At 49.0% G+C, this 21,759-nt stretch carries 16 protein-coding genes; 9 read left to right on the forward strand and 7 right to left on the reverse strand.

The features are described 5' to 3' along the window. The first annotated feature begins 3 nt into the window (after nucleotides 1–3). Nucleotides 4–852, forward strand: coding sequence for an S-formylglutathione hydrolase (fghA, locus tag MHM89_RS02635; RefSeq protein WP_239408007.1), 849 nt, complete (start codon nucleotides 4–6; stop codon nucleotides 850–852). A 23-nt stretch (nucleotides 853–875) separates the two neighbouring features. On the opposite strand, the gene MHM89_RS02640 is transcribed toward fghA, so the two are convergent. Next, nucleotides 876–2,393: a BCCT family transporter gene (locus MHM89_RS02640; protein WP_022944152.1), complete on the reverse strand. Its 1,518-nt coding sequence runs from the start codon at nucleotides 2,391–2,393 to the stop codon at nucleotides 876–878. A gap of 162 nt (nucleotides 2,394–2,555) precedes the next feature. Beyond that, on the reverse strand, nucleotides 2,556–4,448 hold the full coding sequence (locus MHM89_RS02645; RefSeq protein ID WP_022944151.1) for a beta-ketoacyl synthase: 1,893 nt from the start codon (nucleotides 4,446–4,448) through the stop codon (nucleotides 2,556–2,558). Nucleotides 4,449–4,570: 122 nt separating this feature from the next. Between MHM89_RS02645 and MHM89_RS02650 the strand changes: the two genes are divergently transcribed. Then, on the forward strand, nucleotides 4,571–5,566 hold the full coding sequence (locus tag MHM89_RS02650; protein WP_022944150.1) for a helix-turn-helix domain-containing protein: 996 nt from the start codon (nucleotides 4,571–4,573) through the stop codon (nucleotides 5,564–5,566). 7 nt (nucleotides 5,567–5,573) lie between these two features. On the opposite strand, the gene msrA is transcribed toward MHM89_RS02650, so the two are convergent. Then, complete coding sequence (gene msrA, locus MHM89_RS02655; RefSeq protein WP_239408098.1) at nucleotides 5,574–6,800, reverse strand: peptide-methionine (S)-S-oxide reductase MsrA; 1,227 nt, start codon at nucleotides 6,798–6,800, stop codon at nucleotides 5,574–5,576. Between the two features lie 204 nt (nucleotides 6,801–7,004). On the opposite strand from msrA, the gene MHM89_RS02660 reads away from it, so the two are divergent. From MHM89_RS02660 to MHM89_RS02680, 5 genes are all read left to right on the forward strand, one after another. Continuing rightward, nucleotides 7,005–8,306, forward strand: coding sequence for an MFS transporter (locus MHM89_RS02660; RefSeq protein ID WP_239408008.1), 1,302 nt, complete (start codon nucleotides 7,005–7,007; stop codon nucleotides 8,304–8,306). Nucleotides 8,307–8,384: 78 nt separating this feature from the next. After that, nucleotides 8,385–9,053 carry a 5-oxoprolinase subunit PxpB gene (gene pxpB / locus MHM89_RS02665; protein ID WP_239383953.1) on the forward strand — a complete coding sequence of 223 codons (669 nt, stop codon included), beginning with the start codon at nucleotides 8,385–8,387 and terminating at the stop codon, nucleotides 9,051–9,053. Further along, on the forward strand, nucleotides 9,046–9,987 hold the full coding sequence (locus MHM89_RS02670) for a biotin-dependent carboxyltransferase family protein (RefSeq protein ID WP_239408009.1): 942 nt from the start codon (nucleotides 9,046–9,048) through the stop codon (nucleotides 9,985–9,987). Before pxpB ends, MHM89_RS02670 begins: the two co-directional genes overlap by 8 nt. A 273-nt stretch (nucleotides 9,988–10,260) precedes the next feature. Then, complete coding sequence (gene asnB / locus MHM89_RS02675; RefSeq protein ID WP_151172824.1) at nucleotides 10,261–11,937, forward strand: asparagine synthase B; 1,677 nt, start codon at nucleotides 10,261–10,263, stop codon at nucleotides 11,935–11,937. Beyond that, on the forward strand, nucleotides 11,918–12,730 hold the full coding sequence (locus MHM89_RS02680; protein WP_239408010.1) for a PhzF family phenazine biosynthesis protein: 813 nt from the start codon (nucleotides 11,918–11,920) through the stop codon (nucleotides 12,728–12,730). Before asnB ends, MHM89_RS02680 begins: the two co-directional genes overlap by 20 nt. On the opposite strand, the gene egtD is transcribed toward MHM89_RS02680, so the two are convergent. Beyond that, nucleotides 12,710–13,678: an L-histidine N(alpha)-methyltransferase gene (egtD, locus tag MHM89_RS02685; protein WP_152440695.1), complete on the reverse strand. Its 969-nt coding sequence runs from the start codon at nucleotides 13,676–13,678 to the stop codon at nucleotides 12,710–12,712. The two genes, MHM89_RS02680 and egtD, sit on opposite strands and share 21 nt — an antisense overlap. Continuing rightward, nucleotides 13,671–14,867: an ergothioneine biosynthesis protein EgtB gene (gene egtB, locus MHM89_RS02690; protein WP_239408011.1), complete on the reverse strand. Its 1,197-nt coding sequence runs from the start codon at nucleotides 14,865–14,867 to the stop codon at nucleotides 13,671–13,673. Before egtB ends, egtD begins: the two co-directional genes overlap by 8 nt. A gap of 199 nt (nucleotides 14,868–15,066) precedes the next feature. Here egtB and MHM89_RS02695 point away from each other — a divergent pair, with 199 nt between their 5' ends. Further along, nucleotides 15,067–17,232: a S46 family peptidase gene (locus tag MHM89_RS02695; protein WP_239408012.1), complete on the forward strand. Its 2,166-nt coding sequence runs from the start codon at nucleotides 15,067–15,069 to the stop codon at nucleotides 17,230–17,232. A gap of 257 nt (nucleotides 17,233–17,489) precedes the next feature. Next, nucleotides 17,490–19,070 (forward strand): BCCT family transporter, encoded by a 1,581-nt coding sequence (locus MHM89_RS02700; RefSeq protein ID WP_022943851.1) that lies wholly within the window; start codon nucleotides 17,490–17,492, stop codon nucleotides 19,068–19,070. Between the two features lie 57 nt (nucleotides 19,071–19,127). Here MHM89_RS02700 and MHM89_RS02705 read toward each other — a convergent pair whose 3' ends face one another. Next, the gene (locus MHM89_RS02705; protein WP_045978740.1) at nucleotides 19,128–19,835 is read right to left on the reverse strand and encodes a 3'-5' exonuclease; all 708 of its coding nucleotides are present in this window, start codon (nucleotides 19,833–19,835) and stop codon (nucleotides 19,128–19,130) included. Beyond that, nucleotides 19,835–21,730, reverse strand: coding sequence for a DUF294 nucleotidyltransferase-like domain-containing protein (locus tag MHM89_RS02710; RefSeq protein ID WP_239408013.1), 1,896 nt, complete (start codon nucleotides 21,728–21,730; stop codon nucleotides 19,835–19,837). The genes MHM89_RS02705 and MHM89_RS02710 overlap by 1 nt, the downstream gene beginning before the upstream one ends. Nucleotides 21,731–21,759: the final 29 nt, after the last annotated feature.

A 21,759-nucleotide genomic window follows, 5' to 3' on the forward strand; every position in this document is an offset into this window, starting at 1 on the left:
ACTATGAGCCTTGAACTGATCTCAAAGAACAAGGTTCACGGCGGTTGGCATAAACGCTACCGCCATGAATCTGCCGTCAACAACTGCACGATGACATTCGCTATCTATTTACCACCCGGGGTGGATGAAAGTCAGCGCGCGCCGGTGCTGTATTGGCTTTCAGGTTTAACCTGCAGCGATGAGAACTTTATGCAAAAAGCAGCAGCATTCAAAAGTGCTGCTGAGCTTGGTCTTATTATCGTTGCCGCTGATACCAGCCCTCGTGGCGAGCAAGTTGCGGACGATAAAGAAGGTGCCTATGATTTCGGCCTGGGTGCTGGGTTTTACGTTAATGCCACGCAAGCACCTTATGATCAGCACTACCAGATGTATGATTATATCAATGAGGAACTACCGGCGCTTATTAACGAGCATTTCCCGGTCAGTGGTAAGCAAAGCATCAGCGGCCACTCCATGGGCGGTCACGGCGCGTTGGTATTAGGGCTGCGTAATAGCGATAAGTTTGCCAGTATCAGTGCCTTTGCACCGATAGCGAGCCCCACTCGGTGCCCTTGGGGTGAAAAAGCCTTAGCCGGCTATTTGGGCAATGATAAGCAGACGTGGCGCGAATATGACAGTAGCTTACTACTGGCAGAGACTAACGCCGAGCAGTGTCCCCCGCTCCTGATCAGTCAGGGGTTGGCGGACGATTTCCTGCAACAGCAGCTTAAACCTGAGCTGCTGCAAGCAAGCGCTGATGAAGCGGGCATTGCGCTTATTCTCGAGCAACACCCCGGTTACGATCATAGCTACTTCTTTATTAGCAGCTTTATTGATCAACATTTGCGTTTTCACGCCAAGTACTTAGCTTAATTCCAACCCCCTCCTGAGTGTCATTACTCGGGAGGGGGTTGCTGCGAGTCGTCAAGCAACTCTTGCGTAAAGGCGCGAATAAACCCCACAAGTTGCACAATAAAGATCAGTAAAAAAGGAATACCACCAATCACCGCAATATTGCGGTTAAGCGGTTCATCGGCAATAAGCAGCAATGCGAGGCTTATCACCGCCATCGCTGATGACCATAAAATGAGTGAGGCGCGCGAGTGCACGCTTTCACAGAGCTGGCGGATCACCAGCAGCGCAGAATCGGCACTGGTGGCCACAAACACCATGAGTAATAGCAAACTTAGCCACGCCAATAGTTCACCAACGCCACCAAGTTGCGAGAAGAAAATAAACACACCTTGAGTATAATCGGCGCTGATCACGGCAGCTAAATCCGCTTGGGTCTGGCTATCCAATGCCAGTGCCGAGCCCCCTAATACGCTGAACCACACTAAGCTGACCATAGTTGGGATAATAGTCACACCGAGAATGTATTGCCATAGCGGTCGACCACGGGATATACGCGCTAAAAACAGCCCTACAAAGGGCCCCCACGCCAACCACCAAAAATAGTAATTATAGGTCCAGGTTGAGGCCCAATCAGCATCTTTTAATTGCGAGTCAAACTGCCATGCACCTGAAACCACCAGCAGCAGGTACTCTTTTAGACCATTCCACAAAGTGCTCAAAATAGGCGTTAGCGGCACCGTCAATATCACCAACGCCATCATAATAAACGCTAGATAGACATTGAACTTACTGAGCACCTGAATACCACGGCGCAGCCCAAAGCGAGCTGAAGTAACATACAACGCGGTGATCGCGAGCAGCATTAAGGCACCGACCCAATGTGCGTTTAAACTCAAGCCGTAATGCTCAAGTTTAATGGTGACGCCATTTTTCAATAACATACTGGCATTGGCAATGGTGCCCACCACGCCAAAAAAGATGGCGATAATGGCAACAAAATAAATAACTCGTTTGATGCGAACTTTATGCTTTACTCCTAAGGAGCCCGGCAACGCGTGTAATACCGGAGCACTGAGATCATCGGCGTTTTTTATCGCCCGCGTGACACCCCCGAGCATCAAACCAAATACTGCGTAAAGTGCCCATGCATGAAAGCCCCAATTGAGCATAGTTAAGGCCATACTGGCGGCGACTGGCTCGGGATACATGCTGTGCTTAAGAGGCATTTGATGGCTGTGCAATACCGGCTCAGCGACGCCCCAAAACACCAACCCCGAGCCCATACCTGCGGCAAACAGCATGGCCAACCAGCCGAAAGTGGAAAACTCTTTTTGGGCATCAGCCCCACCCATTTTCCTTCCCGCCAAGGGACTAAAGCACAACATCAACAAAGCGAGCAGGAGCGCGTTTACAAACAGGAAAAAGCCGCTGCCCAAGTAGGCAATAGCTGTTTGAATGGCAGGTTGAATTAACGTTTTTAGGCCCTGGGGCCATAACGCGGTGATCGCCGCGATAGCGACACACACCACCAGCGCTTTACGTTCTAGGGAGTTTTTCACTACGCACCGAGCAATAAAGACAAACGCGTATTTTAGCTACAGGCTGCGCCCGAGGCAATTGCTTTACCGTGATAAAGCAGGCCACCTGAGTGACCTGCGGGTATATTGCGCAAATCTCCAAGGATTATGGCAGCAGCCCATAATCAATGAACAATGGTTGCGCTATTTCATATCTGCAAAAGGGTTCTCAATGTTAAGTTTCACCGAGTTTGTAAACCCGGGAATGCGCATTTGCTGCTGATCAAAGTGAATATCAGCTTCATCGATTAGGCCTTCACCAAAGCGATAGATGATGTTGAATTCACCTTGCTGTGCTTGTTGCCAGTAAATTTGCTGCTGAGCGAGAGTACTTTGCAAGCGCTTGTGGTGTTCGCTCATCGCCTGCTCTCCATGGCGTTTAGCCAACATCTTTTTGGTCAATTCGGGGCTTAGCACGGGCGCAGTAGCGTTGTTACCACCAAAGCCCTTCGAGTTAATAAAGGCAACGTCCTGCGCCTCACAGTGACGATGGGTCAAACTGATATGTAAGCGGTCATCGTGCACATCATCAGCCACTTTATCGATGGTCGTGATCCCCGGCATGATGTTGGTATCAAACACCCCCAATGCAAAGGCTAGCTGATCGCCACTGGCTGGCGCGATGGTATGGCCCACATAGGCTTTCGGGGCTACGATAGGCCATTGCTCAATACCATAGGCGCTGGCAATACGGTCGTAAATAGCAGACTCAGTGACGCGATTTTGCGGCGTACTTGAGCCGTGCGCCAATACAAAGCTGCGCTGGGTTAAAGATTCATCGCCGACCATGGCTTGGGCTAAGGCCACAGATTTGGCCATGGTGATGTAATTACCCGGCCCTGGCGCAGTTATTGACTTTTTATACCCATCGGCATTTACAAATACCTCTGGCACACTGCCACGTATTTGCGCACCCAGCTCTAAGGCTAGGGCGTCATCCATAAGAATGGTGACTTGTGCCCCCTCACCTATGGTGAAACCGCAGTTGTCACCGAACGGGCGGGAAGTACGGCGATAATCGACTTCATCGGTGTTATCAAGCTTTTTCAAATTATCATCGTTGGCCAACGCACCCATATTCCCGAAGCCTTCAATAATCTCCGGCTCGATGGCACACTCACTTGAAGCAACAATGGCCACGCGCGTACGCCCAGCGGTAATATCATTCACCGCAGCGCGCAGATTGTATAAAAACGTGGCACAGGCACCCGATGTGGTAAACGTCGTGCCGACACTGCCGGTTACGTAGGCATTGATAAAATCCGTCGACATGGTGTTTAAACCAAGCGCTAACTGCTTAGTACTGACGCGGTCACCTTGTAAACGGGAACGAAATAGACCGCCTAAGCCTTCGCTATTGACCTGCCCCGCTACCGAGGCGCTGTAAGTACCAATTTGATCGGGCGCTACAGCACTCATTACTTTTTGCCAATCAAGGCCACTGGAATGGATAGCATCACTGGCTGCAAAAATTGTCGCTTGCAGCCCCCGAGGCTGATAACGGCTATTATATAACACCGACGGGTCAAAGCCCGTTGGCAATTGCCCCGCCGCTTTAATCGGGTTATCTCGGAAACTATCATGTTTAAAGGTAAATTCGCCGTTGATACGTACTTCAACTTGGCCTTTATCTAGCTCAGTTATTTGCCAGTTACTAGGCACTGGCGAAGGTAATTGTCGTGCTCGCGTGGTAAAGGTGATCGCTTGTTCGCTGTGGCCAGTTAACTTTTGCTGCCAGTGAGTCGCATCCACATCAAAGTGCGTCGCCTCAATGCGGCGAATTAGCGTACCCGATAAAATTTGTTCGCCAAGCTGGCTCTCAACATTGTCAAGAGTAATGGTATTTCCATCGCCATCAACTAATTGCTCTTCTTGCTTACTCACCAAATTCATAAGCGCAGCAAGACCAAGTAAGGTTTCTTGGCGCTGTTGCTGCCCTAAAGCATCGAGGACAACACGACGAAACCCTTGGTTAAACGAAGTACGGCCAGCGGCATTGATGCCACCCATAGCGACAATGACAGGTAATGCTTTCATAATAACTCTAAGACGTTAAGACTTTATATGCCTCTAGTGTAAGTGGAACTACACCAGGCCTTTGTGCTTTAATGGCCATATATTTATTAAAAATAGCCAAACTGAAGTGGTCGGAGCTTTATATGTCCCCTTACAACGTCATGATTGCCCTGTATCCGCATATGCTGGCCACCAGCTTAACTTTGCCGTTTGAGATGCTTCAGGCTGGCTACGCCTATGCTAAGCGCCATGTGCCAAATTGCCGGGCACTGAGTATTGAGCTGCTTAGCCATAACCGAGAGCCAGTTACCGCACACAGCGGATTGCCGTTTTTTCCAGGCCGTAACTATGATGATATTTCGCATTGTGATTTATTGATTTTACCGAGCCTGTGGCGTAACCCCAGACCAGTATTGCGCCAACAAAATGCATTGGTAGCGGCATTACGGGCGATGAACTGCAAGCACACAGCCATGATAGGGGTGGGTACTGGCAATTGCTTTTTAGCAGAGGCTGGGTTGCTGGATGGTCACCCTGCTACCACGCACTGGCATTATGCTGCGCAGTTCAAACGTGACTACCCCAAGGTTGATCTAAAACCGGAATACTTCATCACCCAAGCCGAAGGGCTATACAGTGTTGCCAGCCTTAACGCGCTCGCAGATGTGATAGTTCATCTATTAGAAAGCCTCTACGGTCGCGCATGTGCTTTACACGTGCAGCGTAACTTCTCACATGAGGTCCGTAAGCCCTATGAACAGCAGCGTTATCTAGAGGGGATGAATGAACGCCACCCAGATGAGCTGATAGCGCAAATCCAATTTTGGATGAAAAACAACTTAAGCGCTGAGCTGAGTATTACTGAACTTGCAAGCTCCTTTGATATTTCTCAGCGCAGCCTCACCCGGCGTTTTAAACAGGCCGCAGGACTCAGCCCCAATCAATATTGGCGTAAACTGAAAATTCAAAGCGCTCAAGAGCTGCTCGCCAGCTCGAACTTAACGATTAACGACATCGCAATGGAGTTAGGCTTTAGTAATCAAGCCCTTCTTAATCGCCTATTTCGTCAAGAGCTGGGGCAAAGCCCCAGTGAGTATCGAGCCTTGGTGCGCAAAAAGCTGTTCGACAGCAGTGGCTGAGACATTGTTACGAACGCCCGTTAAATTCATCCCGAGGCAAAAACTCTAACACCGTCGCATTGATACAATAGCGCGCCTTGCCACCAGGCCCCTCATTGGGAAACACATGGCCCAGATGAATGCCCGACGACTTTGAGCGGATCTCAATGCGCTGCATACCGAAGCTATTGTCTTGATGACGAGTCACTTGCCCTGCCACCGGCTGAGTGAAAGACAACCAACCGGTGCCGGAATTATAGCGGTCGCGAGTATCGAACAGTGGCGCCCCTGATAGTTTATCAACAAACACTCCGTCCGGCGTGTTTTTGAACACCTCATATTGCTTACAAAATCGGCTGTCCGTCCCTTTGGCGAATGCTACCCGGTACGCTTCTGAATCACCCAGTTTAAACGCGCCGAGTGCTTTGTAGAATAGCTCAGGTGGCATATAACCTTGGTGCGCAGCTACTTCTTGGCCATTTTCTATAAATAAAATGGTGGGGGTGGCGTAAGTCTCAGAAGTAATTGTAAGGTCTTGAAGCTGCGAGGCGTAACGTAAATGTACGTCAATCGTGCCCTGATAACTTGCCAACACCTCTTGTTTAAACTTTTCACAGTAAGGGCAATAGTTTGGTGAGTCTAAAACGACAATGTGTTTGCCCTCAAGCAGCGGAGTGTTGTCTTGGTGCTCGGTCTCCTTGGCGTTAAACACCACGCCGGTGGAGTGATCGGGACAGTATCCATTGGGATTCTTACGCAAGTAGTCTTGATGATAGCGCTCAGCCATATGGAATTTATCCAGCGGTTTGATGAGCGTAGCTATCTTACCGTAACCCGCCTCGCTCAATAATGCTTGGTATTGTGCTTTTACTCGCTGCGCAAGTTCAGTTTGTTCGTTGCTGTAAGTGAGTATGGTCGAGCGATATTGCGTACCTCGGTCATTCCCTTGGCGATTGACTTGGGTGGGGTCATGTTGCTCAAAATAAAACTGTAAAATACGCTCTAATGAGATGGCATTGGCATTGAAGGTCACCCTCACCACCTCAGCATAGTTATTCTCATCATAGCGCCGCTTAGCAGCAATGATATTTTTGTATGTCGGTTTGAAACCACGCCCATCGGCATAGCCTGACTGAGCATCGAGCACTCCAGGGAGAGCTTCAAAGCGTTTTTCAACCCCCCAGAAGCACCCTGCTCCGAGCACGACGCGTTCTTTCGCGACACTCATTTGTGCGTCATTGTTGTCTGCGCCCATGGCTGCTGTGCTGGTAACGAGAAAAATAAGAAGAAAAAACAACTTGTTAAACATGCTAGCCTCATTAAACTAAATGATCATAGAAGCCCTGTTAGTACGTAGAGTGAATACAACGGTACCGCCAGACCTATGCTATTGCTTTACGCAGTAGCGTGTCTTTTAGTTGACCGTTCACACCAATAAATTTATTCATTGAGTACACGCATGAAAGACAAACTGACCAAAGAAGCCATATATGAACGCCTCGCCAACGTCGAAGATGCACGCGCTTGTAAAGCCATCGACGAAAATGCCTGCAAAGTGGTGCCCGGCAATTACTTAACCTTGCTACTGGCACAAATTCTCAGCAAGTTTGCTGATGCGCTACTCAACCCTAAAGTCACCCTGCCCTGGTTGATGCAAAGTTTGCAGGTTCCCAGTGCACTCATCGCGTGGCTGGTGCCTATTCGCGAGTCAGGCTCATTATTACCGCAATTAGCAATTGCCGACTTTATTCGTACTTTAGCGGTGCGCAAGTGGGTGTGGGTGCTAGGTGCCATAGTGCAAAGTCTTTGTATATTTGCCATGGTCGCAGTGGGGTTAACCTTGCAAGGCACCACAGCGGGGCTTGCTATCATCGCTTTGCTGGTGGTGTTTTCCTTAGCGCGCGGGTTTAATTCCGTCGCTGCGAAAGATGTACTGGGCAAGGTCATCCCCAAGCAGCAACGGGGCAGTTTATCGGGTTTTGCGGCAAGTGCAGCTGGGCTTGCGACCATTACCTTTGGCCTTGGTTTATGGTTTTATCAACAACAAGGGGATAAATCAGCGGTACTCATTGCCTTAACCTGTGGTGCCCTTGTATGGCTAATGGCCGCCCTCACCTATGGTCGTATTCGTGAATACAGCGGCGCTACAGAAGGAGGTCGAAATGGCCTTCGCCATGCGCTGGGCAAGCTTACTTTACTTAAGACTGATAAACAATTTGCGCACTTTGTGCTAACCCGAGCATTGCTATTGTGTTCGGCGTTAAGCGCCCCTTTTTATATTGTGTTGGCCAGTGAGCAACAGTTCGACTTTTCATTACTCGCTTTATTTATGGGAATTTCCGGCGTCGCCAGCTTAATCTCAGCACCGATTTGGGGGCGTCTCAGTGATTTATCCAGTAAGCATGTGCTCGTCTTAGGTGCCACTTTAGTTAGCATCAATGGTTTTACCGTTTATCTGGTCGCGACCTATTACCCTGGTTTGTTGAGTCATATTGCCTTTTTGCCAGCAATGTATCTGGTATTAACTATTGCCCACCAAGGCGTGCGTTTAGGACGCAAAACCTACGTGGTTGATATGGCAGAGGGCAATAAACGTACAGATTATGTGGCGGTAAGCAATACGGTTATAGGGGTCTGTTTATTGGCGTTTGGCAGTTTGGGCTTGTTAAGCCACTGGCTCAACAATGCTGAACTCATTTTAATTTACAGCATTCTCGGCATTGCAGGAGCTATCAGTGCTTTGATGTTGCCACGGGTTTAACTTTATCGCACGCGGTACTTAATTATCCGCATTTATGCTAATTTGCTAGCACAATAACAACAACTCAGTGAGGAGTTTATGGCCACAGCGAGACCTGATCCGCGCTTTTATCATATTGATACCCATACCTTGGTACTCGATTGCAGTGCCATAGACAGCATTGAGCATCAACACAAGCAGCGCATGGTCAATCACTTGGCCAACACGTATATAAATCAAGGTGGTTGTATTGATGTGGTCAGCGCCCATCAATGTCTGACTCTGTATTGCGCTCACGGCACTGATGTAGTGCAGTTGCAGCAGCAATTACTAACAGCGTGGCATCAGCTTGACGAAACAACGCTCAGTCACGCACACCACGACATTCCCGTGCACTATGGGGGCGAATACGGTATTGATTTAGAAGCCGTAGCTGAGGCCAGCAAGATGAGTGTCAAGGAAGTCATAGAGCTGCACAGTAGCGCCTTGTACGAGGTCGATTTTCTTGGCTTTCAACCTGGCTTCGCTTATATCAGTGGGCTCCCCAAAGCGCTGCATTTACCGCGCCTAGACACGCCCCGAACCGAAGTGAAAAAAGGCACCGTCGCCATCGCTCACGATAAAACCGCCATTTATCCTGCTCAATCCCCAGGGGGATGGAACCTGATTGGCTACACTGATCTGTGTTTATTCGACAAACATAATACCCCCCCTGCTTTATTTGCACCCGGTGATACTATTCGCTTTGTGGAGGTAAACCATGATTGAAGTGATAAAAAGCGGCCCACAGTTAAGTATTCAGGATTTGGGGCGATTCAATTATCGCCATTTGGGTGTATCGCAAGCCGGCGCTGCCGACAGTGATGCCCTGCGTATTGCCAACCGATTAGTGGGGAACCCGGATAATACGCCAGCGCTTGAGGTGACCTTAGGCATGGCGCAGCTAAAATTTTGCAGTAGCCAGTGCTTTTCACTCAGTGGCGCCGACATGAGTGCTAATCTCAATGGGGCTCGAGTTGACCCTGGCTGGAGTTATCAAGCGCAGCCTGGTGACATACTGACTTTCGCTTCCAGCGCACTGAACCTGCGCTGTTACCTTGCCTTTGCCGGAGGCATTGCCGCCACGGCAGAACTGGGTAGCTACAGCACCGATATCATGGCCGGTTTGGGCGCCAATCACGGTCGTGCACTCAGTGCGGGTGAGCGAATAGCTATCCACCCTAGCAACTTTCACCCGCAGGGTTTTGGGGCCCGCTTACCGACCCGCCAAGGGCCTATTCATTTTATCCCGGAACAACGCGATCATGGTTTAACCGCATCAATCAAAAGCGCTTTTATTGAAGGCCGTTGGCAAGTTGCACCGCAAAGTAACCGCATGGGATTGCGGCTGCATTGGCCACAGCATGAGCGCCTAAGCCACTACCTCGGGATCGCCAGCACGGCGGTGAGCCCCGGTACCATCCAATTACCTGGCAATGGCGAGCCCATTGTGTTGCTCAATGATTGTCAGACAACGGGCGGCTACCCTATTCTCGGTCACGTGATCAGTGCAGACTTGCCCCGCTTAGGGCAGGCTCGCGCCGGCGCTGAGTTGCAGTTCGAGGCCGTGAGCCTAGCACAAGCAGAGACGATAAATGCAGCCCACCAGCATGAACTTAACCGCCTTGAGATTGCCATGCGGGGGCGCCAACACGCTCACTAAGGTATCGCGCTTTGGTTCTCGACAAAGTGCACCCCTCACTCTATCTAAGGCGCACCACCTTGGTGCGTCGCAATTACACCTATCGACCGAAAATGTGCTAAAGCTGTTGCTTTTTCCCCGCAACAAACTTACTCCGACCTATTATGGTGCATAACAGCTTTTTTATGACTTATTTCAGTGCATTAAATTTGCATTAAAGAGGTGAATTGCGGTGTGACTTGGCAATTTTTTTCTGATACAACAAAGGTGAAGTAACAGGAATGAGGAAAAACCATGTGTTCAATCTTTGCCGTGCTGGATATAAAATCTGGCGCACAAAAGCTGCGCGAGCAAGCCATAGATATGTCCAAGCTATTACGTCATCGGGGCCCCGATTGGTCTGGTGTTTACAGTAGCGATAATGCCATTTTGGTGCATGAACGACTGGCTATCGTCGGTGTTCAAAGCGGTGCTCAACCTTTGTATAACGCCGATCGAAGTCATGTTTTGGCAGTCAACGGCGAAATTTATAACCACCAACAGCTCGCTGAGACGCTAACAATCGATTTTGACTTTCAAACGCAAAGCGATTGCGAGGTGATCTTAGCCTTGTACGAACAACAAGGCAGTGACTTTTTAGATGACTTAAACGGTATCTTTGCCTTTTGTTTGTACGATGAGCGCAAAAATAAATACCTGATTGGTCGCGATCATATCGGTATCGTGCCCCTTTACACAGGTCGCGATGAGCAAGGCAATTTTTATGTTGCCAGTGAGCTTAAAGCACTGTCCCCTATTTGCAATCATATTGAAGAGTTCCCTCCGGGCCACTACCTTGACAGTGATATCGGAGAGTATCGCCCTTACTATCAACGCGATTGGCAGCACTTTGACAACGTCAAGGATAACCCTGCAGAAGCCAAAGCCGTGCGTGAAGGTTTGGAAGCAGCGGTAAAGCGCCAGTTAATGTGTGATGTTCCCTATGGCGTATTGCTATCTGGCGGGCTCGATTCGTCGGTGATCTCGGCAATCACACAAAAATTTGCCAGTAAACGCATAGAAGACAATGACGCCAGTGATGCATGGTGGCCTCGCCTACATTCATTCTCCATTGGTCTGGAAGGGTCGCCGGACTTAGCTGCCGCAGAGCAAGTCGCCAAACAAATAGGCACCATTCATCACCCCATTCACTTTACCGTGCAACAAGGCATTGATGCCTTAAAAGAAGTGATCTATCACTTAGAGACCTATGATGTCACCACAGTGCGCGCGTCCACGCCCATGTACCTAATGGCTCGGCAAATTAAAGCCATGGGCATAAAAATGGTGCTTTCCGGGGAAGGCGCCGATGAACTATTTGGTGGCTATTTGTATTTTCATAAAGCCCCCAATGCGCAAGAGTTCCATGAAGAGCTTAATCGTAAAGTCTCTAAATTGCATATGTTCGACTGCCTGCGAGCGAATAAATCAATGGCAGCATGGGGGGTGGAAGCCAGAGTGCCGTTTTTGGATAAAGAATTTGTCGATACTGCCATGCGCATTAACCCTGAGGCGAAAATGTGTAAAGACGGGAAAATAGAAAAACACATTATTCGCCAAGCCTTTGAAGGCTACTTACCGGACGATGTGCTGTGGCGACAAAAAGAGCAGTTCTCCGACGGCGTTGGCTATAGTTGGATAGACTCACTGAAGGACTATGTCGATACCCAGGTCAGTGATATTGATATGGCCAATGCCCACTATCGTTTCCCACTAAACACGCCACAAACCAAAGAGGCGTATTTCTATCGCAGTATTTTCAGTCAACACTTCCCAGGAGAAGCGCCAACCCGGTGTGTGCCTCATGGCAAATCCGTGGCCTGTTCAACCCCTGAGGCTTTAGCCTGGGATGCATCTTTTGCCGATAACGCTGACCCGTCAGGTCGAGCAGCCAACACTCACCAAGCGGCCTATGCAACGCCCAAAGCATAGGCTCTATCCGGCAAAATCAAAGCTTGCGCTGCGCTTGAGTAAACGCTTTGGCTGCAGCGCGCTTTACTTTGCCAAGGTATTCAGTCAACTATCGGGCCGGGGAGCCAACCCCAGTTGGGTGTTTGATGGGCCACACCTGCAGGCCCATCACTGCCGTCATATTTCAATGCGCTTAGCGCCTGTGATGTGCACCTTTGTGACTAACCACGCTCGTTCACAAGTGATCCAATGGTGGCAAAACGGCCATGCTGTGCGCCGCTGCGGTCACGGCACTCTCGCTCACATTGCGTGCAGCGCCAATGGCAAATCAATGTGCTCCAAAACAGAGCCTCTTAGCGGCGGACTGGCTGTCAACGCTCAAGCAATGTTAACCTTTGACGCGCTTGAAGCAAGCCCTTGCAATGACAACAGCTTATCAAAAATCGTAAACCTGCCTTTGACCTTCACTGGCAGCGAACCTTTTGGCTATGATTTCATACAATGTGACAGCGACGATCTTCGCTTTCTTGAAGTGGATTTAGACCACCTTGCTACGCGCCGCAACGCGCTGATCGTCATCAATAAGCCGAGTCACCTTCAACGACATTGGCAATGTCGCTACTTTGCGCCGCAATTCGGTAACCCGGAGGACTTGGCAACCGCATCTGCCCTCGCTGTGATAGCGCCCTGGCTGCACCGTCATTATGGTGTTAATAGCGCAGTCATCCACCAGGGTTCGAGTCGCCTAAACTATAAGTTATCGGGTCAATATGTGCGTATTTTTGCCAAGGTGTTAGCGCTGCGGCTTCACTAAACACAGCGCAAAATCCCCTTGCGAATCGCACCAACTATCTACCAATGTCAATCCGGCATTGCCAATCAAGGAACTAAAGCTCGCTAACGTGTACTTATGCGAATTTTCGGTATGAATGGACTCTCCTGCACGAAGCGTAAAACGCTGATCCCGCACACTGATGCAGGTGTCTTGATTCGCCACCAAGTGCATTTCAACGCGGTGTTGTTCACTGTTGAAGCGGGCCTCATGGCGAAAGTGCTCTAAGCACAGATGTGCGCCTAACTCGCGCGCAATACGCGTCAGTAGATTACGATTAAACGCAGCGGTCACCCCTTCTCTATCATCATAGGCGGCCAATAATCGTGGTGTCGCTTTAATTAAATCAATACCAATGAGCACACGGCCGTTGTGACCACACAGAGTACGTAAATTATGCAGCACTTCAATTGCATGGATGGGGGAAAAGTTGCCTAAGGTTGAGCCTGGGAAAAACACCACATTATTGCTGCCATTCAGGCCATGCTGTTGCACTAACGCCTTGATGGTCGGGCCATGGGTAAAGTCACCATGCAGTGGGTGGATGTTGACGTGGGCAAAGCGCTGGCGCAAACGCTGCTGAGTATACAGCAACATTTCTGTGGAAATTTCCAGGGGTATAAAGCCATTTACGTCAGGCATGTTATCCAGTAAATACGCGACTTTCTGGCCCGAGCCGCAGCCGGGTTCGATCACGGTTGCCTGTGTCGGCAAGTGCGCGACGATGTCCTGCGCATACTGTGCCAGCAAGGCCAATTCTGTGCGCGTAAGATAGTACTCTTGCAGCGCCGTGATCTGCTCAAACAATTGCGCACCAAAGTCGTCGTACAGATATTTGCATGGCAGCGTTTTTTGACTTCGCGATAGACCATCAATAACGTCATCCAAAAAGCTCTGACGGCAGGTGAATGGCAATGCATGGTTACTCATAGATTCTGTCCTTGGCGAGGCGAATGCCACTACACATCCACCGTTGATGGGGGTAAAAAAAGTTGCGATACGTTAATCGCGTATGCTGCTTGGGGGTGAAATACGACCCACCTCTGAGCACCTGCTGATTCACCATAAACTTTCCGTTATATTCCCCGGCGTCGCCCGCAAATGGCCGAAACCCAGGGTATGGCTGATAGCTACTTAAAGTCCACTGCCAAGCGCAGTCATCAATTTGTGCGATATCACAATGACCTGCTTGAGCTTGCTCCATGGCCCACTCCCACTCAAACTCACTTGGCAACCGCGCGCCTTTAAATTGGGCGAAGGCACTGGCTTCATAAAAGCTGAGATGACGCACTGGTGCATTCATCGCAAGCGGGATTAACCCTTGGGGGGTGAATTCATACCAATTGTTATTCTGGTAGCGCCAATACAGCGGCGCTTTTATCTGCTGGCGCTGTAACCAACTAAAGCCATCACTGTGCCAAAACTCGCTGCGCTGATAGCCATCTGCGTCGATAAAGGACAGATATTCTGCGTTGGTGACAAGATGTGATGCAATGGAAAACTCATTAATATAGACGCGGTGACGGGGCCGCTCATTGTCAAAACTAAAGCCCGTTTGCGCCCCTATTTGCGCATCTGTGTTAGCAAAATCCAGCCACTGCCTGGGTTGCTCGTTCGAGGGACACACTAAGTGCTCGTCTAAAGTCGGGAACAGCGGATTAACACTGAAGTTATAAAGCATATCCATACGCATTAACTCTTGGTGCTGCTGCTCGTGCGCAATCCCTAAATTGACCCACTCTGCGCACTCATCGCTATCATGCTCAAGGGCGGCAACAACGTGGTTATCAACCCAGTGGCGATAATCCATCACTTGGCGCAATGAAGGACGAGATAATACGCCCCGTTGAGGGCGTGAGAACTGCTCACCGATACCTTGATAATAGGAATTGAACAGCACCTTGAAATCAGGATGCAAAGGCGCAGAAATAATCTTTTTTGGCGCAAGTAAAAATGTTTCAAAGAACCAACTGGTGTGTGCCAAATGCCATTTCATTGGGCTCACATCAGCCATTGCTTGAATTTGACAATCTTCAGCACTGAGGTTTGCCACCAAGGCTTCGCTGTTCTCCCGACACTGGCGGTACTGCTCTATCAACGCATGGGTTGTTTTGGTCACGACACGGACACCTTAAATTATTGTTGTTGTGTTTGAGCTTGGTTCCTAAAGCCTAGACGAGCCTCAGTAATTTTCCATTCCCTTGTTTGTAATCGATTATTTACACATCAGTTGTGAACTTAGCAGCAAAAAGTTGCACCGAGGTGGCAGCTAAGAGACACTTTTGTGGCACTAAAATAATAACTAGGAACTCTTGATTATGCGTTTTCGCTCTCTTAGCGCCCTTGCACTCGCTGTTGCTGCCTCTCCGGCACTGGCAGACGAAGGTATGTGGCAACCTCACCAGCTTCCGGAATTGGAATCTGTGTTAAAGCAAAAAGGGTTAGAAATAGACCCTAAGAACATCTCTAAGCTCACCGAATTCCCAATGAATGCAGTTATCAGCTTAGGGGGTTGTACAGCCTCATTTGTGTCGCCTAAAGGTTTAGTCGTCACCAACCATCACTGCGCGTACGGCTCCATTCAATATAATTCCAGTGCCGATAATAATATTCTGGAAAACGGCTTTTTAGCGAAAAAGCCTGAACAGGAATTACCTGCCGCCCCTGGCTCTCGAGTGTATGTAACCGAGCAAGTCACTAATGTCACTGACAAGGTGAACGCCCAGTTAAACGATGATATGGATGGTAATACTCGCTACAAAGCCATCGAAAAAGCAGAAAAATCGCTGGTGGCTGAATGTGAAAAAGACGTCGGTTACCGCTGTAACGTCTATACCTTCCATGGTGGATTGGAATATTACCTGATTAAAGCACTGGAAATTAAAGATGTGCGTTTGGTTTATAACCCAGCCATGGGCATCGGTAAATATGGCGGTGATATTGATAACTGGATGTGGCCACGTCACACCGGCGACTATTCATTTTACCGTGCCTACGTCAGTAAAGATGGTCAACCTGCTGAGTACAGTGAAGATAATGTGCCGTTCACTCCAGATTCTTACCTAAAAGTCAGTGCCAAAGGCGTTAAAGAGGGTGATTTTGTGATGGTTACCGGCTACCCGGGGCGCACCAATCGTTACCGCACTGCCTCCGAAGTGGCACACCAATTTACCCATGTGTACCCTACTGCTAAAGCCTATCGTGAACAAAGCATTGATATCATAAAGGCGCAGGCTCCGGAAGGCTCACAAGCACGTATAGCCTACGAGAGTACTTTGGCTGGACTGGCTAATTATGCGAAAAACTATGGTGGCATGATTGACTCCTATCAAAACACTGATATGCAAGCACGCAAAGATGCTTTGGCGCAAAAACTTGCGACTTGGATCAAGGCGGACAGCGCGCGTCAGTCGCGCTACGGCGATACCCTTACCCAGCTCAATGAGCTGGTAAAGCAATCGCAAGCAACCAGTGAGCTGGACTTGATTTTAGGCTACATGGGCCGCAGTGCCATGCTCTCTAGTGCGCAGCGTTTATATCGCCTAGCCAATGAGAAGCAATTGCCTGATGCTGAGCGTGAGCCTGGCTACCAACAGCGCGATCAAGCTCGTTTTGAAGCGCGCATGACCAGCCTATCTCGTCGCTACGACGACACCGTCGATAGCGCCATCCTCGCACACTTTATCGACCTTTATGCACAACTGCCGCAAGCGCAGCGTATTGCATCTTTAGATAAAGCCTTAGGGATTGATAAGGGTTATGATAGCGAGGCCATGCGCCAGCGCATCGACACTTGGTATGCCAAGACCGAGCTTAACGAACAGCAAGCTCGTATCGATTGGATGAACAAATCAGTATCAGAGTTCAAACAAAGCGACGATCCGTTCTTGGCAATCGCTGTAGCCACCTATGATGATATGCGCAGCCGAGAAAAGGCGAAAAAGGCGCTCAGTGGTGAACTGGCTAAAGTACGTCCGCAATATATGGCGGCCATTATTGCCTTTTACCAAGAGCAAGGGTTACCCGTCTATGCTGATGCTAATAGCACCTTACGTGTGACTTATGGCACAGTGAAAGGCTACTCGCCTAAAGACGCACTGACCTATACGCCGTTTACAACCTTAGAGGGCATCGCGCAGAAGTACACGGGCGAAGCGCCTTTTGATGCACCGAAAAAGCAAATGCAGCTAATTGCCGACAAACAATATGGTGAATACCAAATGTCGTCGCTTGGCTCAGTGCCGGTCAACTTTTTGAGCACCGTTGATACCACAGGTGGTAACTCAGGCTCACCGACGTTAAATGGTAAAGCTGAATTAGTCGGCCTGCTGTTTGACGGTGTAAGTGAGAGTATTATCGGTGATTGGGACTATGATCCTAACCTCAACCGCTCCATTCATGTAGACACTCGCTATATGCTGTGGGTCATGGAGCATGTGGATAACGCCGATAACCTACTTGCTGAAATGGATATCGTTCGATAATTTGCAGTGAAATTATTTTTACTCATAAGCGCCTTCGGGCGCTTTTTTGATCGCCCCTTGAAACATCCCCGTAATGTATAAGATTCAAGCTGTTAGACAATTGGTGATTTACATTTACATTTTTGCTTCTAAACTAGTGTAAGTGATATGGGGCCTATTTTAGTTAGTCTACAAACCACCTCTCTGTGCGCTGGCACGCAGGGTAACTCACATAGGTCTAAGCTCTAAGGGCATTATGACAATAACTAGAGGTATGCATGAGTGAACATCATGATAAGTATAGTATAGAAAATACCGACTACACCGTCGGCCAGGACAACGTGCAAAAATGGGGATTTGATGTACATAACCCTGTTTTTGGCGTGAGTGCTGGCCTTATTTTGGTGTTTTTAATCGCCATTTTAGTGACCGACCCGGCCACCGCCAAAGGGGCGCTAGATGGTATCAAATGGGATATTATCGGCAACTTTGACGCCTTATTTATGTGGGCGGCAAACATTTTTGTCATCTTCTGTTTAGCATTAATCGTCTCTCCTTACGGAAATATCCGCTTAGGTGGTGAAAGCGCCAGACCAACTCACTCACGTATTTCTTGGTTAGCGATGTTGTTTGCAGCCGGTATGGGGATTGGCTTGATGTTTTGGGGCGTTGCGGAGCCGGTTGCCTATTTCACAGGCTGGTATGAAACTCCCCTTGGTGTCGAAGCAAACACACCTGAAGCAGCGAAGGTCGCAATGGGAGCAACCATGTTCCATTGGGGTTTACACCCTTGGGCTATCTATGCAGTTGTCGCGTTATCTTTAGCTTTCTTCGCCTACAACAAGGGCTTACCTCTCTCTATTCGCTCTATTTTCTACCCGTTACTGGGCGATCGCGCTTGGGGCTGGCCTGGTCACATCATTGATATTTTAGCTGTTCTTGCAACTTTATTCGGTCTTGCTACCTCACTGGGTTTAGGCGCTCAACAAGCCTCCGCAGGGATTAACCATGTGTTTGGCAGCGACGGCGATATTGGCATGCAAGTGGCCGTTATCGCGGGCGTCACCTTGTTAGCCATTGTCTCAGTAGTGCGCGGTATCGATGGCGGCGTAAAACTGCTCAGTAACGTCAATATGGCCATCGCCTTTGCATTATTGGTGTTCGTTGGTTTAGTGGGTTTTGCCGCAGCAATGGGGAATGTGCCTAATACCATTATGGGGTATGTTGAAAACATTATTCCACTTAGTAATCCGCACGGTCGCGAAGACGAAGCCTGGCTCCATGGTTGGACTGTGTTCTACTGGGCATGGTGGATTTCTTGGTCACCGTTCGTTGGCATGTTCATCGCGCGTGTATCCGAAGGCCGTACGATTCGTGAATTCTTAACAGCGGTACTGCTGATCCCGACGCTCGTAACCGTATTGTGGATGTCTATTTACGGTGGTATTGCTATTGAACAAGTTATTGATGGGGTTGGTACCTTAGGTGAAAAAGGCTTGACGGAAGTTCCTCTGGCGATGTTCCAGATGTTTGAACAACTGCCGATGGCAAGTGTCCTTTCTTTTATCGCTATTGTTTTAGTATTGGTATTTTTCATCACCTCATCTGACTCTGGCTCTTTGGTTATCGACTCGATTACCGCTGGCGGTAAAGTAGATGCACCTGTTCCTCAGCGTATATTCTGGGCAACCGTGGAAGGCGCCATTGCCGCTGCACTGCTATGGATTGGTGGTACTGAGGCCATAGAGGCGCTGCAAGCCGGCGCTATATCCACAGGCCTCCCCTTTACCATTGTGCTACTGCTAATGTGTGTAAGCTTAATTTTAGGCCTGCGCACCGAGCCCCGCCCTGGTAAATAGTTAACCTTAACCTAAGTAAAACGCCGCAATATTGCGGCGTTTTTTGTATCTAGGGTGTCACTTCCATAACTGCGACAAAGGTGTGTCAGGGCGATAATGATAACGCAACTGCGCTTGCAGTAATTCAGCGGTCGCAAGAGCATCTGTCAATGCATTATGGCCCTGATAGGCCGGCAGGTTATAGCGCAGCCGAGTGTCCCCCAAGCGCAAAGAGCCAATTTTATCTTTAAATAGCCGACCTAATAAGCCACGACGTGCTAGTAGCGCTTGGTGCTCAACATCCATGGTATCAATTAACGCAAACTCGATCCCCTCACCTATGCGCCGCTCTAATGCATTAAAGAAAAATGGCCGCTCAATCGCATGGTAGTGAACCACGGCTACATGCCCAGCGAGAGCCTCAAGTACAGGCTCTAATACGGCGGTTAAATCCGGAGCATTGGCAATTTCAGAATGGGTAATACCATGAATAACAATAGACGATTCTGCTAGCTGCTGGCTTGGCTTGACCAACCAATGCCCCGATCGTTGGCAATAAATGCGATGCCAACTAAACGGCACCACACCAATACTGACAATATCATCGTTGCGAGCATCTAAACCTGTGGTTTCAAAATCTAAAGCCGCAAAGGGCACATGTTCTAAAGGGGTATCTCCTGCGGGGATACCAGCTTGATAAAACTGCCTCAGTTGCGGCGACTGGCATTGCTTCGCTAGTGCTTGATAGCGTGATGGCCAATCAAGCAAAGACGCTTTGTTAGCCATTACTTCAACCCTGCGCCGTTTTGATAACGGAATTTTAAGAAGCTTTGTGCTTTTTCTAAAATCGCAAAAGCCTCTTTGAGGTTTCGTTGCTCGAATGGCGACAGCAAATGCGGGTCTAGGTGATTGTCCGGTGCTTCGCCTTGCTCTATTTGCCATGCTTGGTGACGAATACGGGTCATGGCAATGTATTCTAGTGCATCGCGCAGATCCTGTGCCTTGCCCTCTGGCAATAACTTGGCTTCAATAATATCTTCTAGGCGTTCAAAGGAGTTTTGCTTACGCGAGCTGACCGCTAAGGCATGGACCCGCACCACGTCAGTCAACGGCGCTGTACCACGGCGTTTAAGGTTAATTGAGCGCTTGTGTTCACCATCATGTTCGAGTACGAACCCTTTAAAGAACCCCAGTGGCGGAGTTCTATTTCGCGCATTAGAGGCGATGTTGGCAAGGAAGCGACGGTTTGCTTTGGCTTCTTTAGCAATAAAGGATTTTAGTGCGTCGGCCCATTTAGTTTTACCCCACACGCCATCGAGGTCAAAAAAGATAGAGCAATGCAGTAGCGCCTGAGGTTTAGGCTCAGCTATCCACGAGGCAAATGTGTCTCGCCACTGCGAGCGTGTAAGGCGCCATTTTTTAAACGATGCCATAATTTCACCGTCGCAATAGCTGTACCCGCACGCAGCGAGCCCATCACAGACAAAGTCCGCCAGCGCTTGAAAGTACTCGTCATGCTGCGCTTCATCAAAGCTGTCATCAAGAATAATGGCATTGTCTTGGTCCGTCACTATCAATTGTTCATCTCGCGCCATTGAACCTAACGCGATAAAACAATAAGGGATAGGAGGAGGTCCTAGCTTTTCTTCTGCTAATGCTAACAGCCGCTGTTTAAACGTACGACCAATCACCGCCATAGCTGTGCCTATCATGTGTGAATTGGCATCTTCATTAACCATACGCACGAATACAGAGGGCAATTGCCGAGCATAATGAGTGAGGTCTTCAACGCTTTGCTGCGCAAGGATACCGCGCACTAATAATAGGCTGCTTTGCGACTCATAGCGCAAAATATCAGAAAGTGAAATGACACCGATGGGCCGACGTTTATGCAATACCGGCAAATGGTGCAAGTTATCACGCAACATCGCTAAAACGGCTTCAAAGACATAGTCATTGGCATCTAACAGCGTAAGGTTAGTCGACATAACTTGCTCAGCAGCAATAGCTAAAGAATGCCCCTGCGCCACAACCTTAGTGCGTATATCGCGATCTGTAATAATACCCACGACTTGTCCATCATCTTCTTCTGGGTCATCGCTAAGAGGCTTGTTGGCATCAGTGACCAACACACTGGATACGCTCTCTTGGGTCATCAAAGCCGCAACCTCCTGCACACTGGCAGTGGTGCTGACAGTAACCACATCACGATGTAATAAAACCTTGAGTTTGGCGGTAGTCAAATCATTACTATCAGCTTGCTCAACAACGGCTTGGTGCAAACGAACATTGCCATCTGCTTCAAAATAATCCGCAAATGGCTCAAATTTATCGCAATAGTCACTAAATAGCTCAACACTAATGCAATACACCAGCGTGTCTTCCATTGCTTTGACGGGAAAGCGCACTTTGCGGTTCATCAGTAAGCCCATTTGGCCAAAGATCCCGCCTTCATCCATGCGGTTGTACAAGTCCCCATTGCGCCGATACGACTCCACTGAGCCACTGCGGATCACGTACAAATCGGAAATGTCATCGCCATAATTGAGAATGTCAGAGCCGGCGCGGAAATACGCTACCTCGACCTGTTGAGCAAGATTATTAAGGGCATCTTCGGGGAGATCGTCAAAGGGTGGATGGGCACTCAAAAATTGTGCAATTTCGATTTGCTCAGCTTGCATAGTGCTGCCTTTAAAGGTGCTAATATACT

It is taken from the genome of Pseudoalteromonas sp. CNC9-20 (genome assembly GCF_022347875.1).
Classification (GTDB): domain Bacteria; phylum Pseudomonadota; class Gammaproteobacteria; order Enterobacterales; family Alteromonadaceae; genus Pseudoalteromonas; species Pseudoalteromonas ruthenica.

Coding starts and splice junctions, on each gene's coding strand:
- egtD (WP_152440695.1), bottom strand. CDS start 13,678: ATGAGTAACCATGCATTGCCATTCACCTGCCGTCAGAGCTTTTTGGAT.
- MHM89_RS02695 (WP_239408012.1), top strand. CDS start 15,067: ATGCGTTTTCGCTCTCTTAGCGCCCTTGCACTCGCTGTTGCTGCCTCT.
- MHM89_RS02705 (WP_045978740.1), bottom strand. CDS start 19,835: ATGGCTAACAAAGCGTCTTTGCTTGATTGGCCATCACGCTATCAAGCA.
- fghA (WP_239408007.1), top strand. CDS start 4: ATGAGCCTTGAACTGATCTCAAAGAACAAGGTTCACGGCGGTTGGCAT.
- asnB (WP_151172824.1), top strand. CDS start 10,261: ATGTGTTCAATCTTTGCCGTGCTGGATATAAAATCTGGCGCACAAAAG.
- MHM89_RS02645 (WP_022944151.1), bottom strand. CDS start 4,448: ATGAAAGCATTACCTGTCATTGTCGCTATGGGTGGCATCAATGCCGCT.
- MHM89_RS02650 (WP_022944150.1), top strand. CDS start 4,571: ATGTCCCCTTACAACGTCATGATTGCCCTGTATCCGCATATGCTGGCC.
- MHM89_RS02710 (WP_239408013.1), bottom strand. CDS start 21,730: ATGCAAGCTGAGCAAATCGAAATTGCACAATTTTTGAGTGCCCATCCA.
- MHM89_RS02700 (WP_022943851.1), top strand. CDS start 17,490: ATGAGTGAACATCATGATAAGTATAGTATAGAAAATACCGACTACACC.
- pxpB (WP_239383953.1), top strand. CDS start 8,385: ATGGCCACAGCGAGACCTGATCCGCGCTTTTATCATATTGATACCCAT.
- MHM89_RS02670 (WP_239408009.1), top strand. CDS start 9,046: ATGATTGAAGTGATAAAAAGCGGCCCACAGTTAAGTATTCAGGATTTG.
- MHM89_RS02680 (WP_239408010.1), top strand. CDS start 11,918: ATGCAACGCCCAAAGCATAGGCTCTATCCGGCAAAATCAAAGCTTGCG.
- msrA (WP_239408098.1), bottom strand. CDS start 6,800: ATGGGCGCAGACAACAATGACGCACAAATGAGTGTCGCGAAAGAACGC.
- MHM89_RS02660 (WP_239408008.1), top strand. CDS start 7,005: ATGAAAGACAAACTGACCAAAGAAGCCATATATGAACGCCTCGCCAAC.